Genomic DNA, 15,643 nt, shown 5'->3' with positions numbered 1-15,643 from the left:
CTAAACTAAACCCATACGGCTTCCACAAAATATATCAGAATACCTTAGTTCCTTACACCGAATTTCAATGTTATGCTTATGAGCTGGAATTAATCCACAATTCGAATCAGAAAAAATACGACGTAATTCATACACAAGATGTTGTTTCTTTACTTTCTTTTGCCAGAGTACAGTCCAAAACTTGGAACAGCCGGTGCATTCTCTCCTGAGTAATCTTTTATGCCAGAAAGATAAAGCATCTTCTGAACCAAACGGCACGTACGCCGCTTGCTGGATGACTTAAACTCTTATATTTTCCCTTTAAACAGGACTATTGTTGGTGATGATCAAATTTAATCTGTGTTAAGCTTTAGACGGAGGTAATTATGGAAAATAAAAGAAACGCTGAACCGAGCCCAAAAGCGATAAAAATTCTAACTTACATTATTCCTATAGTTTTAATAGGGCTTATCCTTGTTCTTAAGAATATTAACACCCCAGCAGCAGAAATTTCATTTTATGTCGTTGCTGTCGGTGTCGTTCTCTTAGTGGTTTTCAGTTTAATCAAAAACAGAAAAAAACGCAGGAAGAACTAAATTTGGGGGGGCTAATTACTAGTCCCCTTTGACTTTTTTAAATTGTCAGCTCACCAAGTTCCAATTTGATTTAAATTTCCACCCATCTCCCTGTGAATTTGTAAAAGGAGGTACTCATAAAACTCATGATAATCATGTAGCTTTCCGATTATTTTTATAATCATTTGACCCTTTAAACATTAAAACAAGTTTAAATCTTGGTTTCCCCTGATGTTTCAGCCCTTTCCCCCTCTGTTTTCAAGCAATATCCCTAAAATGAATTCCACGTTTGCTTTTTGAAGGGAATCAATAAAAATACGCAGAAAAAAAGACTCATCTTGTTTATGAGATGAGCCTGCTTATATTTTAAATTTCTTCATGGCGTTGTTCATGGCATCCTGGTTAATTCCAATGTATCAAAGGGTTGTCCGCTGGTCAGAGTGATTGAAAATCTCCTGCAGCATGGCAACGTCTTTTGTTCGCTTATAAAAATGGTATCCGAATCTTTTCCTCAGCGTGTGTGTGCCTATATCATCCAAACCGACACGCTCAGTGACATTCCTTAAAATCTTATCGGCCATCGACCGGGAAATGGGCTTGTTGATCCCTTCGCGGCTTTTGAAAAGATATTCAGCATTAACCGGTTTGATGAATACCTAAACAGTTAAAAATCAGTGGGCAAAATGTGAGCACGAGGGATACATCCCACACGGAACCCTTCTACATCACACGCTTAAACATCTTCTCCATCTCATACGTGCTGTGATGAATAATAATCGGCCGGCCGTGCGGGCATGTGAACGGGTCTGTCGTTCGGCGCAGATCGTCCAAGAGCGCTTTGATTTCATCGTTGCGCAAATGGCGGTTCGCTTTGATCGAGCCTTTACAGCTCATCATAATGGCCGCTTCCTCCCGCAGCTTTTTAATGTCGATCCGTTTGGCGTCAAGCACCTGCTGAATGATTTCTTCAATCAATTCAGCCTCTTCTCCTTTTGGAAACCAGGCCGGATGACAGCGGACGATATAACTGTTCGTGCCGAATGCTTCTAAAAATACCCCGACGCTTTCAAGCTCCTGCTGGTGCTGTTCAATAATCAGCGCTTCATTTGCCGCATAATGAAAGGTGAGCGGCACGATCATATCCTGCACTTCAGGCTCAACCTGCCCGACTTTTTCCCGGAAATATTCGTATTTAATCCGCTCTTGAGCCGCATGCTGGTCAATGATATATAACCCGTTTTCGTTTTGGGCTAAAATATAGGTCCCGTGCATTTGGCCGATCGGATACATCACCGGCACCCTTTCTTCCCGTATCTCTTCAGAGACAGCCTCCTCTTCAGGCTCCGGAATATCGGAAACAGGCGCTTCCGGTTCCGGCATGCTGATCTCCGACGGCACGTCATCATCCGCTTCCTTCGGGAGGAACTCTTCTTCTATTATTACCGAAGCCGGCTCTTTTACGACCGAACTCAGCTTCATCGGCGAGTACGACGGTTCCGGCATTTTTTCCGGCAGTTTCCGCTCAGGGGCACTTTCCTCGAACGTTATGAATTGCTGTTCGTTTTTGACCGGCGCCGGCGCTGATTTTTTCGGAAGCTGGGCGCTCGGAATAAGCCGCTGCTTTTGAAATACTTCCTTTATCCCGTCACGGATCAGCTCATGCAGTTCCGTCTCTTTGCTGAGGCGGACTTCAAGCTTCGACGGATGGACATTGACATCGACTAAAATCGGGTCCATCGTAATTTCGATAAACGTAATCGGATGGCGGCCAATCGGCAGAAGTGTGTGATAGCCCTCATGCACCGCTTTTACAAGCGGGAAATTCTTAATGTATCTTCCGTTAATGACAGATGACATATAGTTTCTGGATGCACGCGTGATTTCCGGCAGCGCAATGTAGCCCTTGACTTCAAAATCAAGCGAGCTGACATGGAGCGGTATCATTTTTTTCGCAACCGCCGTCCCGTAAATCGCGGCCAGCACATGGCGCACGTCTCCGTTGCCGTTTGTCTGCAGAAGATTTTTCCCCTGGTGGCGGAGGCGGATGGATACTTCCGGATGCGCAAGGGCGATCCGGTTGACGACATCCGTAATATTGCCGAGTTCCGTATGCACGGTTTTCATATATTTTAATCTGGCGGGTGTATTGAAAAACAGGTTGGTAACGATGATCTCCGTTCCTTTTCTGCTGGAGGATTTCTGTTCAGAAATGATATTCCCGCCTTGAAGAATGAGATGAGTTCCCGCTCCCTCGCCGATGCTCGTTTTGATTTCCAGATGAGAAACAGACGCGATACTTGGCAAAGCTTCTCCGCGGAAACCGAGTGTTCTCACCCGGAACAGGTCGTTTTCATCTTTGATTTTACTGGTCGCGTGGCGGCGGAAAGCCCGTTTGCAATCATCGGCTTCCATACCTTCGCCGTTGTCAAGCACCCGAATCGACGAAAGTCCCGCTTCCTCTATATCGATTTCAATGACTGTGCTGTTTGCGTCGATGGCGTTTTCCACCAATTCTTTAACGACAGATGCAGGCCGTTCCACCACCTCACCGGCCGCTATTTTATTTGAAAGTTCATCTGACAGCTGGATGACTTTTGCCAAGTCCGTCACCTCTTTCTATTTTAATTTTTTTTGCAGCTTGTACATTTCATTCATTGCCTCAAGCGGCGTCATATCAAGAATATTGATTGACTTGAAAGCTTCAAGCACTTGTTTTTCTTTTTGAGAAACAGCCGGTGCCTTCTGTTTTTTATCACTGTCAGCAAAAAAGGACAGTTGTGCCGGTTCTTCTTTGACGGCAGGCTTTTTCTCAGGTGCCGCCGGAAGCTCCGGTTTATCTCCTGTCTGCTCAAGCTGTTTTAAGATCTCCTGCGCGCGGCTGATCAGATCATCCGGGAGCTCGGCAAGCTGGGCGACATGAATGCCGTAACTTTTATCTGCGGCTCCTTCTTTAATTTGATGGAGAAACACGACCGTGCCGTTATATTCCTCGGCGCGCACATGAACGTTTTTCAGCTGAGGGAGCTTATCTTCAAGCACCGTCAGTTCATGATAATGCGTGCTGAACAGTGTTTTAGCGCCGATATGATCATGAACATATTCAATAATTGCCTGTGCCAGCGCCATTCCGTCGTACGTTGATGTCCCGCGTCCGATTTCATCGAACAGAATCAGGCTGTCTTTTGTGGCGTTTACAATCGCGTTTTTCGCTTCCAGCATTTCCACCATAAAGGTGCTTTGTCCGGAAATCAAATCATCCGCAGCCCCGATTCTCGTAAAGATTTGATCAAAAATCGGCAGAACCGCTTCTTTTGCGGGCACAAAACAGCCGATCTGGGCCATGATGGACAAGAGTGCGATCTGTCTCATATACGTACTTTTACCTGACATATTCGGACCCGTAATCAGGAGCATTTCCCGTGAATCGCCCATCAGGCAATTGTTCGGCACGTATTCTTGACTGTCCATCACTTTTTCAACGACAGGATGTCTCCCCTCAATGACTTTGACCTCGTTATCAGAAAAGACGGGTTTTGTGTAATGCCTGTTTTCACTGATCGTGGCAAAGCATTGCAGCGCGTCCAGCTCACTCATTTGCTTAGCAAGACGCTGCAGACGCGGAATAAATTTCTTAACTTTTTCCCGCAGTTCGGCAAAAAGCTCATATTCCAGCTCGCAAATGTTGTTTTCCGCCTCTAAAATAAGCGCTTCTTTTTCCTTTAATTCCGGCGTAATGTACCGTTCGGCGTTTGTGAGCGTCTGCTTCCGCTCATACCGCCCGTCCTCAAGCAGATGAAGGTTTGCTTTTGTGACTTCAATATAATAGCCGAACACTTTATTAAAGCCGACTTTTAATGAACGGATGCCCGTATAAGCGCGTTCCTGCTGCTCCAGTCTGGCAATCCAGTCTTTGCCGTTTTTGCTGGCGTCACGGTACTCATCAAGCTTCTGGTGATAGCCGTCTTTTATTAAGTTGCCTTCTTTTAAAGATAACGGCGGGTTTTCATGAAGCGCATCCTCTAACAGATCAAGCAGATCATTGCACGGATCAATCAAGCCGGCGCGTTCTTTTGCTTTTTTATGGTTCAGAGACCCTACAAGCTCTTTAATGCTCGGCACCTGTTTTAATGATTCTTTCAGCTGGATTAAATCCCTTGCATTGACGTTTCCGAATGCGACCCGGCCCGCAAGACGCTCTAAATCATACACTTCTTTAAGGCGCTCGCGCAGATCTTCACGCTCAAACAGATGATTGATCAGCGTCTCCACCATTTCCTGGCGTTCTTCGATTTGGGATGCTCTGATCAGCGGACGGTCAATCCATTGTTTGAGAAGCCGGCCGCCCATTGCTGTCTTCGTTTCGTCCAAAAGCCAGAGCAGCGAGCCTTTTTTACTTTTTGAACGGATCGTTTCCGTCAGTTCAAGATTCCTCTTGGAATACAGGTCAATTTTCATCGCTTCTTCCAATTCATACACTTGAACCGGCTGCAGATGATCCAGACTCCGTTTTTGCGTTTTCTGCAAATACGTATATAAACGCATAAACGTCTTTGTCAGCTCTTCGCCCGGCAAGTGCTTTGCGATTTCGATCTGTTCTGTCATTTCTCCGTCTTCGATGGAGATCGTTGCGCCGCACCGTTCTTTCAGCTGGGCTGCTGTCTTTTCATTAAAATTGCTTGAGACGACAATCTCCTTTGCGCCGACTGAATAAATCTCTGACATGACATCTTCAATCCGCTCAATAAATACGGCCAGGTTTTCTCCGGTCGTTAAATCCGATAAAGCAAGGCCGTATCCGTCACGAAATTCGGAAACGGAAGCGATAAAGTTGTTTTCCGACTCATGAATGCCTTTTCCGTCCATCACGGTTCCCGGCGTGATCAGCTGGACGACTTCCCGTTTCACAACGCCTTTAGCCGCCTTCGGATCTTCCGTCTGCTCACAGATCGCGACTTTATAGCCCTTTTTAATCAGCTGTTCAATATAAGCCGCCGCAGAATGATAAGGCACGCCGCACATCGGAATTTTGTCAGCTGAACCTCCGTCTCTGCTCGTCAGTGTAATTTCAAGCTCTTGTGACGCTTTTTTTGCATCTTCAAAAAACATTTCATAAAAGTCACCTAGCCGAAAAAATAAAAAGGCATCCTGGTGCTCTGCCTTTATTTTCAAGTATTGCTGTATCATAGGCGTATAACTAGCCATCATTTAATCCCTCACTATGTATCTTCTGTTTTCCGCATCCCATTATAACATAAACAAAAGAGTGATATCTTTATATATAAAAAAGAGACTTGGGGTGCTGACTCCCCTAGCCTCTGCTTATTCTTCAGGATCTCCGACTAAAAATTCAGGGTTAATGTCCTCTAATTCTTCGTCAAGATCGTCTTCCCAATCATCATCATCGTCTTCTTCCCAGTCTGGATTTACTTCTACGACTACTTTCGTTTCCCCGACCACTTCCGCTAAAAACTCCCGCTCGGCCTGAACGACGATTTTATTTCCGTTAGGAGAAATGGTGACCTCAAGACAATTCGGCTGCTGCAGCACTTTGGCGATGACTTCGTGTTCGTCATCTAAGTAATTAGTATCTCTGTATCTGAGTTTAATCACATCAACATATTTCACTCTCTCGGTTACAACTTCCGTTTTTGTATTATCAGCGTAAGAGTACCAGACGTTTATATCATAATACCCTTCAATTTCTACAGTCTTCCCGATCTTTTCGGCATCATATTTGTGATTGATAATCCAGCCGCCCAATATACTTGACGGTTTTTCATCAGGTGAGATTGTATTTGTGCACTGGGTGAATTTTCTGCCTTTCGCAACTACCGCTTTCGTAATAATTTCCCTGTATTCAGACATTCCGATAGGCCTCCTTGTTCTTCTTCGTGTTATCTTATGCTGGGCATTTGTCTCATGTGCATTTTTATAATAAAAATATAAAAATACAAAGTTTCTGTTTCATTGTATGCAGCCTCGCCCAGAAACTTTACTTTTAAGTCTGATAAAACTTTTTGAGGGAAAATGGGCCGAAACAACAGATAAGATGAATATTTAGTACATATAACAATTAGTTCTTGAAAGACAAAAAAACACGGGCCGATGATGGCCCCGTGTTTAAAGAGAACAGCTGTTGTTCGAATGTTTTACTTTTGAACCGGTTTCTCCTGTCAGCAGGTTGCCGCCGGTAGACGTAATGATTTCATTTGTCACCTGATTGGAAATCGTATGGGCGACAAGCTGAAGAAGATCATTGACCTCAATCTGGGAATCTCTGAATTCCTGAATGATCGGAATTCCTTCAAGCTCTTCCTGCAGGGCGTCAATTTTACTTTCCACTTGTTTCAAAGCTTCAAGCTTTTCATAATGCTTCAGGTTAACGGCTTGCTTTTGCAGAGCTTTAATCTGATTGATAATCGCAGAGACTTTTTCATTTTCATTAATCTGCGCCTCGGCGCGTTTGAAAAAATCAACTTCTTCTGTTTCAGAAATCATTTTCGCAAGGTTTCTTGCCTGCTGGACAATGTCTTTCTTAGAGTAAAGCGTCATTATTATTTCACCTCGATTGCTTCTCCTGCCATCACACCGTCAAGCGACCATGTTTTCGCCTGTTCGATTTTGACGCGTACAATCTTGCCGATGGCGTCTTTCGGCCCTTTGAAGTTGACGAGCTTGCTTTTTTCTGTATAGCCGGCAAGAATGTCAGGGTTATTTTTGCTTTCTCCCTCAACTAATACTTCGACAGTCCTGCCTTCATATTCCTTCATTTTTTTGGCTGAAATTTCTTTCACCAAATCATTGAGGCGCTGAAGACGTTCTTTTTTGACCCTCATCGGAACGTTGTCTTTCATCTTCGCTGCAGGCGTGCCTTCACGGGGAGAGTAGATAAACGTATATGCACTGTCAAATTCCACTTCGCGATATAACGAAAGTGTTTCTTCAAACTGTTCATCCGTTTCATTCGGGAAACCGACAATGATATCGGTAGTGAGTGAAGCGTTCGGCATCGCCGCTTTAATTTTTCCGACAAGCTCCAGATAGCGTTCTCTGTCATATTTGCGCGCCATCATTTTTAACATCGCCGAGCTTCCTGATTGAACCGGAAGATGGATATGGTCAAGCAGGTTGCCGCCTTTGGCGAGCACTTCGATCAGATGGTCATCAAAGTCACGCGGGTGGCTCGTCGTAAACCGGATTCTCGGAATATCAATTTTACGCAGTTCGTCCATTAAATCACCGAGTCCGTACGTCATGTCCTCAAAATCTTTTCCGTACGCATTAACGTTTTGACCGAGCAGCGTGATTTCTTTATAGCCTTCGCTTGCAAGTCTTCTGACTTCCTGGATTATTTCTTCAGGACGGCGGCTCCGCTCTTTTCCGCGGGTATACGGCACGATGCAGTATGTGCAGAACTTATCGCAGCCGTACATAATGTTGACCCAGCCTTTAATTTTTCCGTTGCGGACCTTCGGAAGGTTTTCAATAACATCCCCTTCCTTCGACCACACTTCAATAACCATCTCTTTTGATAAATAGGCTTCTGATAACAATTCCGGCAGGCGGTGAATATTGTGCGTCCCGAAAATCATATCGACAAACGGGTGCTTTTTAAGGATGCGGTTTACGACTGATTCTTCCTGTGACATACAGCCGCATACACCCAGAATCAGATCCGGGTTATTTTTTTTGAGCGCTTTTAAATGGCCGAGCTCACCGAACACTTTGTTTTCAGCGTTTTCCCGGATGGCGCAGGTGTTTAATAAAATGACATTCGCATCATCGACCGAATTTGTCGCTTCATAACCGAGCGCCATAAAAATACCCGCCATGACTTCCGTATCATGTTCGTTCATTTGGCATCCGTACGTGCGGATATAAAATTTCCTGCCTTCACCGAGACCTTTAAATTCTTCTGAGATTTTAAAATCGTTATGATATTGAACGGATTCTTTGCCCCGTTTTTTCGCATCTTTTAAAGAAGGCGGAATATATACGGCTTCAAAATACTTACTGTAATCCTTTTCGGATTTTTTGTCCGCTGGATTTACTTGTCCGCTTTCCTGCTTTTGCTTTTCATTCATGTTCGAATGTCTCCTTTCAACCGAAACTTCCACCCTCAAGTATACTGGTTAAAAGCGTTTGGCACAACCGCCAGCCTATTATTGTACACCTTATTGAGAATAAGAATCAATAAGAAATAAAAAGAGGGAATCATCTCCCTCTTATACAAGCTGAAGCTCTTTTGCCGCTGAACGGATCACTTCAAGCGCCCGGTCAAGCTCCTCTTTTGTATGCTCCGCCGTAATAATGGTGCGGATTCTCGCTTTTCCCTGAGCGACCGTCGGATATACGATGCTTTGTGCAAAGACGCCGCGGGTCAATAAAAGGTCTGATAATGCCTGGGCTTTTTCTTCCTCACCTATTAATATCGGCACGATCGGTGTTTCGCTTTTTGTAAGGGTCAGCCCCATTTGAACCAGTTTGTCTTTGAAATACGCCGTGTTCTCCCATAGCTTTTCCATATGCTCCGGCTCTTCCAGCAGGACGTCAATGGCTTCTATGCATGCGGCCGTTACCGCAGGCGGATGAGAAGTGCTGAATAAGAAAGGACGGCCTTTATGGCGCAGATAATCGATCAGAACCTGCGACCCTGCGGCATATCCGCCAAGAACTCCGATGGCTTTGCTTAATGTGCCTACCTGAATGTGGACTCTTCCGTCAAGCCCAAAATGATTAACCGTTCCCCTTCCGTTTTTTCCGAGCACGCCGGAAGCATGCGCATCGTCAACCATGACAAAAGCATCGTACGCCTCTGCAAGTTTGACAATGTCAGGCAATGGAGCGATGTTGCCGTCCATTGAGAATACGCCGTCCGTGACGATGAGGCGCATGCGGTAATTCATTGATTTTTTCAGCACCCTTTCCAAATCGCCCATATCGACATGGCGGTACACCTTTTTATCTGCTTTCGTCAGCCTGATCCCGTCGATAATGGAAGCGTGGTTCAATTCGTCAGATATCACGATATCCTCTTTTGTAAGAATGCTTGATAAAACGCCTTGATTCGTTGTAAATCCTGATTGAAAAACAAGTGCCGCTTCTGTTTTTTTAAAGTTTGCCAGTTTCTTCTCCAGCTCATTGTGCATCGTAAATGTTCCCGCGATTGTCCGGACGGACCCCGTACCCGCTCCGAATTCCTCCGCAGCGCGTTTGGCCGCTTCGACAAGCCTTGGGTGCGACGTCAGACCGAGATAATTGTTCGATGAAAGCTGAATAACGTTCTCCCCTTTGACTGCCACCGACGGCCCCTGCTTCGTTTCAATTTGTTTCATTTGCTGCCATGTGTTATTTTCTTTCATTTTATCAAGCTCTGCTTTTAGATATTCAAATTCTTTCATGATAGAACCCTCCCTTTATGGAATCAAAATGACTTTGCCGCACTGGCCCTTTCTCATCAGGTCAAACCCTTTTTCAAATTCTTCAAGCGGAAACTGATGGGTAATCACCGGAGTCAGATCAACAAGGCCGGATTCAAGCAAATGCGATACCTGACGCCATGTTTCAAACATTTTTCTGCCGGTGATGCCCTGAACGGTCAGCCCTTTAAACACCACGTCATTTGTCAGGTCAATCGTCACCGGGTGTTCCGGCAGACTCAGCATATGAAATCTTCCTCCGTTGGCCGCCATCTTTAATCCTTGTATTATTGCTGCAGGGTGCCCTGACATTTCGCAGACAAGGTCTATTCCTTCTCCGCCCGTTAAGGCATCAATGACCTTAAGCGGGTCTTCCTTGTCAGCTGAAATCGTGATTTCGGCTCCCAATTTTTTTGCAAGAGCCAGTCTGTAATCATTTTTATCAATTGCTGCAATGCGGGACGCGCCGGCCGCTTTAGCCACAGCCACCGCCATGAGTCCGATCGGCCCGCAGCCGATAATTGCAGCGGTGCCGCCCGCCAGATGGCCGCTTTCCAGCACCGTGTGCACCGCGTTGCCAAGCGGCTCTTGAACTGAGGCGACGGCAGGATCCATGTCAGCAGGGTTTTTCCAAATGTTTTGAGCCGGCACTTTGACATATTCAGCGAAGGATCCGGCTGTATCCACGCCAAGGATCTTTGTATGAGTGCACACATGATGTTTTCCTGTTAAACAGGGGACACAAGTTCCGCAGACGAAGTGGGTTTCCGCCGATACATAGTCACCTGTTTTGACATTTGTGACGTGCTTGCCTGTTTCTGCTACGATACCGCTGAATTCATGTCCGAATACTTGAGGTGTTTTGATTCGTTCCTGCGCCCATTGATCCCAATTATAAATATGCACATCTGTACCGCATATAGATGCGGCCTGTACTTTAATGAGAACTTCATTCTCATTAATGGAAGGTATGGAAATTTCTTTCAAAGTTGCTCCGAAAGCGTTTTCATTTTTGACGACAGCTTTCATCTTTCCTTCCAACATGTACACTCCCCCTCAAAAAAACACTGTAATAACTGGATTGTAACATGGCTTAAGAAGGAGGTAAACAGCAGTGTCTATTCAGTAAATACAATTGCTTCCGTCCGGAAAAATGGGCGGGATTTTTTTTGAATATTATATGAATAAAGCCATTTATCATCTCTTCGTACTATCAATATAATATTGTGAGAAAATATGACAGCAATAAAAACAACCTGCTCGCCTTATGCAAGCAGGTTGAGAATGAACAGGTTTTGGTTTAACGGGGTTCGACGATTAACTTAATCGCCGTTCTTTCTTCTCCGTCAATCTGTATATCTGTAAAAGCCGGAATACAAATCAAATCTACGCCGCTTGGCGCGACAAAGCCTCTGGCAATCGCAACCGCTTTAACAGCCTGATTTAAGGCACCCGCCCCAATTGCTTGAATTTCGGCAGCTCCGCGTTCCCTTAATACGCCGGCAAGCGCGCCTGCCACTGAATTTGGACTTGATTTCGCTGAAACTTTTAAGATTTCCATTTCTGCTCCCCCTTAGTTTTACAATGGATAAGTGAGTGTTCATTAGAACAATCATTATTAGATGTTGCTATCCAAAAAGCCATCCCCCACAATGCTTTTCAAAAATAGCGGGCTACCTTCCATTTCTACTATATTCACTAAGAAGTTGCTATATTCCTGCTTTTCCTTTTAATATTTTTATAAAATAAACACATGATCACCTATTCAAAGAACATATGGTCATCGTTGATTAAAATCCGTTCGATATTTACGGCTTTTTTCGTTTGCTCATCGATGTCGATGAGCACTCCGCTCAGCGTTGTTTTCCCTTCCGCAACGGTAAACCGGACAGGAAGATTGGTTTTAAACCGCTTGATGACCGTTTCTCTGTCCATACCGAGGATTCCGTCGTACGGACCCGTCATACCTACATCAGTAATATATGCCGTTCCTTTCGGCAAAATGCGGTTATCTGCCGTTTGTACGTGTGTATGTGTGCCAACCACGGCAGAGGCTCTTCCGTCTGTGTACCAGCCGATCGCAATTTTTTCGCTTGTCGCTTCGGCGTGAAAATCAATAAAAATGTACGGCGTGCGCTTTTTCGCTTCTTCTATTAACTCATCCGCTTTAGCAAACGGATCATCAAGCGGCGGAAGAAACGTCCGCCCCTGTAAATTCATGACGGCAAGCTCTTTTCCGTTCGATTTAATATAGGTAATGCCTTTGCCCGGCGTACCTTCCGGGAAGTTCGCCGGCCGGACAAGATGCGGCACATCATCAATAAAGTCGAAGATCTCTCTTTTATCCCACGTATGGTTTCCCATTGTAATGGCATCGGCTCCGGCTTCCATCAGGCTGTGGTAGATCTTTTCCGTCAGTCCTTTTCCGTGTGCTGCATTTTCTCCGTTAATAATCGTAAAATGCGGTTTATGTTTCGCTTTCAGTTTCGGGACATATTCTTTTACCATGTCGCGGCCCGGAGAACCGACAACATCCCCGATAAATAAAATTCTCATAAATTCCATTCCTTTCTTTTCTGGGGCTCAAAAAAATAAAGTGATGCGCTAAGCATCACTTTATTTTGCATACTCTACGGCTCGAGTTTCTCTGATCACGGTCACTTTAATGTGGCCCGGATAATCAAGCTCGTCCTCAATTCGTTTACGGATATCACGCGCCAAACGATGGGCTTCTAAATCATTAATGGAGTCCGGTTTCACCATGATGCGAACTTCACGGCCTGCCTGAATCGCAAATGATTTTTCAACACCTTCGTAAGACTCGGAGATTTCTTCAAGCTTTTCAAGTCTGCGGATATAGTTTTCGAGCGTTTCACTTCTCGCACCCGGTCTTGCGGCTGACAGTGCATCAGCGGCAGCGACCAGAACGGCGATAATGGAAGTCGGCTCTTCGTCTCCGTGGTGTGACGCAATACTGTTAATGACGACTGGATGCTCTTTATATTTGGTCGCAAGCTCCACTCCGATTTCCACGTGGCTTCCTTCCACTTCATGGTCAATTGCTTTTCCGATGTCATGCAGAAGACCGGCCCGCTTGGCAAGCTTTGCATCTTCTCCAAGTTCGGAAGCCATTAAACCGGCTAAAAACGCCACTTCCATGGAATGTTTCAGTACGTTTTGCCCGTAGCTTGTACGGAATTTCAATCGGCCGAGAATCTTGATCAGGTCCGGATGAAGTCCGTGAACGCCGACTTCAAACGTCGTCTGTTCACCCATTTCCCGGATATAGTCATCAACCTCGCGGCGGGATTTTTCAACCATTTCTTCAATGCGCGCCGGGTGAATACGGCCATCCTGCACGAGTTTATCAAGAGCGATTCTTGCCGTCTCCCGTCTGATCGGATCAAATCCGGAAAGAATGACTGCTTCAGGGGTGTCATCAATAATCAGGTCGATACCTGTAAGCGTTTCAAGCGTACGGATGTTACGCCCTTCACGGCCGATGATACGTCCTTTCATCTCATCATTCGGAAGATTGACGACCGATACCGTCGTTTCGGCAACATGATCTGCTGCACAGCGCTGCAAAGCAAGCGACAGAATGTTTTTCGCCTTTTTGTCCGCCTCTTCTTTCGCACGGTTTTCGGTTTCTTTTGTCATGATGGCGATATCATGTGAAAGCTCATTTTCAACCCGGTCAAGAATGATTTGTTTCGCTTCATCCCGTGTCAGGCTCGAAATGCGTTCGAGTTCTGACTGCTGCATACGAATCATCTCATCCACTTTGCTTTCCATCTCTTCAATATGTTGTTGTCGTTCATTCAGAGAATGATCTTTCTTCTCCAACATCGCTTCCCGTTTATCAATTCCTTCATGTTTACGGTCAAGATTTTCTTCTTTTTGAAGTAAACGGTTTTCTTGTTTTTGAAGCTCATTTCGTCTTTCACGAACTTCCTGTTCAGCATCTATTCGAAGTGTATGGATTTCGTCCTTTGCTTCAAGCAGAGCTTCTTTTTTCAGTGCTTCAGCATCACGCTTTGCATCTTCAAGGATTTGCTCGGCAGCACCGCGTGCGCCCGCAATCTTTGCTTCGGCAATGGTTTTACGAACATAGTAGCCAACAACTAAACCGAGCAGAGTCAGCAAAATGGAGATGAGAACCGTCATTAGGGTCATACTTTCACCTCCTCTTGCTATGAACTTGGTTGTTGCTTAAATAAGTGCCGGCATGTACATTGTCAGATTTTCTCAACATACAGAACCTTCACAGGGAATGAATCTCTCATGCCCTTGTCAAGTTTAAATGGTTTAACAATCATGTTAAAAAAACAAATGTTACAACTTCATTGTAATTGTGTCGGAAATACTTGTCAAGCTTGCCAGCTTAACGATTCGCCTTCGGCTCAGAATCTTCGCCATGTATATATCATACCACACCTTCATCTGCTTTTCGCAAATGAAGGCTCGTTTAGTCCGGCTGGTTAAGCAATTGGTAAATTCTATTGTTTACCTGCCCTAATTTGGCGTTATTCTGAATATTTGACAGTAAAATGACATATTTGCCTGCCGAATGGCTGAAGCTGTTCAAAATGTTGTAACCGGGCATTACACCGTGATTGGAATAGCTTCCCGGATCAATGTAAAATCCCATGCCGTAAGCGGCACTGCTTCCGGCTGTGAACATTTTTGTAAAGCTTTGTTTTGAAAGAAGCGTACCGTTGACGACCGCTTTATCAAATTTATAAAGATCTTCAGCACTCATATACATGTCGCCCGCCCCATACAGCTGCGATAAGTCCAAAATGTGAGGCGTTACAAGCTGTCCGCTCTCATCAACTTTGTAGCCGACGGCAGGATATTTGGCTTCAGCAAATGTTTTGTAAAATCCGGCATGTTTCATTCCGGCCGGTTTGAATACGTGGTCTTTTATATATTGTTCGTATGACTCCCCGCTGACCTGAGATACGATATAGGCGAGCACTGAATAATTGGAATCTCTATAATCCCAAACCCCAGGCTGCCGTTTAATTCCGCGGTATTCTATATCCTTAATTAAATCAATGGGAGAAATCGGTCCCTGACCCTCAATATGTCCGTTTATGCCGGACGTATGATTGAGCAGGTTTTTCAGTTTGATGCGCGTGCCGTTAGGAAAATTCGGCAAGTATGTACTGACGGGGTCACTCGTCTGAAGCAGCCCTTTTTCTTCAAGCTGCAGGACAGCCGTTGCGATTAACGCCTTTTGTGAAGAACCGATATAATATGATGTTTCCGGATTGTTTTTGATTTTTTGTTTTCGGTCCGCATAGCCAAAACCTTTTTTCAGCACAACTTTTCCATCTTTTACGACCATTGCTGTGCCGCTGAACCCGATCTGTTGCAAGTAATTGCTGATTCGTTTATTGTGATCGATTGATTTAGGTGTTTTCTCTTTTTGCGTCTTTTCTTTTTTTTGTTGAGTCTGGTCATTTGAAGAATCAGATTGAGCGGCGGGAGCACTTTTAACAGAATCCTTCTCCCGGTGATGCGCTGTGACGGTCCAGATCATAATAAAAACAGTGACAAGCAGCAGAAAAAGAAACAGCCCTCCCGTTTTCATCAATTTCTTCTTTCTTTTTTTGTTAATTCTTGTGCGGCGGGGGCTCGTCATCTTTTTTCCTCCTCAGATAT

At 44.9% G+C, this 15,643-nt stretch carries 12 protein-coding genes and 1 pseudogene; 1 reads left to right on the top strand and 12 read right to left on the bottom strand.

What is annotated here, in order from left to right:
- Positions 1-365: 365 nt before the first annotated feature.
- The gene (locus AADZ70_RS04490) at positions 366-575 is read left to right on the top strand and encodes a hypothetical protein (protein ID WP_064778929.1); all 210 of its coding nucleotides are present in this window, start codon (positions 366-368) and stop codon (positions 573-575) included.
- Between the two features lie 395 nt (positions 576-970).
- On the opposite strand, the pseudogene AADZ70_RS04485 reads toward AADZ70_RS04490, so the two are convergent.
- From AADZ70_RS04485 to AADZ70_RS04430, 12 genes and pseudogenes are all read right to left on the bottom strand, one after another.
- Positions 971-1,192 (bottom strand): annotated as a pseudogene (locus tag AADZ70_RS04485) (tyrosine-type recombinase/integrase); the annotation flags it as partial.
- 82 nt (positions 1,193-1,274) lie between these two features.
- Positions 1,275-3,155, bottom strand: coding sequence for a DNA mismatch repair endonuclease MutL (gene mutL, locus AADZ70_RS04480; protein ID WP_342007777.1), 1,881 nt, complete (start codon positions 3,153-3,155; stop codon positions 1,275-1,277).
- 15 nt (positions 3,156-3,170) lie between these two features.
- Entirely contained in the window at positions 3,171-5,756 is a 2,586-nt protein-coding gene (gene mutS / locus AADZ70_RS04475; protein WP_099744063.1) for a DNA mismatch repair protein MutS, read from the bottom strand.
- Between the two features lie 117 nt (positions 5,757-5,873).
- Positions 5,874-6,419, bottom strand: a complete 546-nt coding sequence (gene cotE, locus AADZ70_RS04470; protein WP_016936056.1) for an outer spore coat protein CotE — start codon at positions 6,417-6,419, stop codon at positions 5,874-5,876.
- A 255-nt stretch (positions 6,420-6,674) separates the two neighbouring features.
- Positions 6,675-7,106: a RicAFT regulatory complex protein RicA family protein gene (locus tag AADZ70_RS04465; protein WP_016936057.1), complete on the bottom strand. Its 432-nt coding sequence runs from the start codon at positions 7,104-7,106 to the stop codon at positions 6,675-6,677.
- 2 nt (positions 7,107-7,108) lie between these two features.
- Positions 7,109-8,638 carry a tRNA (N6-isopentenyl adenosine(37)-C2)-methylthiotransferase MiaB gene (miaB, locus tag AADZ70_RS04460; RefSeq protein ID WP_003154116.1) on the bottom strand — a complete coding sequence of 510 codons (1,530 nt, stop codon included), beginning with the start codon at positions 8,636-8,638 and terminating at the stop codon, positions 7,109-7,111.
- Between the two features lie 141 nt (positions 8,639-8,779).
- Positions 8,780-9,958: a glycine C-acetyltransferase gene (locus tag AADZ70_RS04455; RefSeq protein WP_095240705.1), complete on the bottom strand. Its 1,179-nt coding sequence runs from the start codon at positions 9,956-9,958 to the stop codon at positions 8,780-8,782.
- 12 nt (positions 9,959-9,970) lie between these two features.
- Entirely contained in the window at positions 9,971-11,017 is a 1,047-nt protein-coding gene (gene tdh, locus AADZ70_RS04450) for an L-threonine 3-dehydrogenase (RefSeq protein ID WP_269775067.1), read from the bottom strand.
- A 256-nt stretch (positions 11,018-11,273) separates the two neighbouring features.
- A complete protein-coding gene (gene spoVS, locus AADZ70_RS04445; protein WP_003154135.1) occupies positions 11,274-11,534 on the bottom strand; it encodes a stage V sporulation protein SpoVS in 261 nt (86 codons plus the stop codon).
- Between the two features lie 200 nt (positions 11,535-11,734).
- Entirely contained in the window at positions 11,735-12,529 is a 795-nt protein-coding gene (locus tag AADZ70_RS04440) for a TIGR00282 family metallophosphoesterase (protein ID WP_049628495.1), read from the bottom strand.
- 60 nt (positions 12,530-12,589) lie between these two features.
- A complete protein-coding gene (gene rny / locus AADZ70_RS04435) occupies positions 12,590-14,149 on the bottom strand; it encodes a ribonuclease Y (RefSeq protein ID WP_016936061.1) in 1,560 nt (519 codons plus the stop codon).
- Positions 14,150-14,441: 292 nt separating this feature from the next.
- Entirely contained in the window at positions 14,442-15,623 is a 1,182-nt protein-coding gene (locus tag AADZ70_RS04430) for a serine hydrolase domain-containing protein (RefSeq protein WP_016936062.1), read from the bottom strand.
- Between the last annotated feature and the right edge of the window lie 20 nt (positions 15,624-15,643).

Origin of the sequence: Bacillus sp. YBsi01, assembly GCF_038406745.1 — a bacterium.
Lineage (GTDB): Bacteria > Bacillota > Bacilli > Bacillales > Bacillaceae > Bacillus > Bacillus siamensis.
The sequence above is the reverse complement of the archived record's forward strand: the minus strand, read 5'-3'. Positions and strand labels throughout refer to the sequence as shown.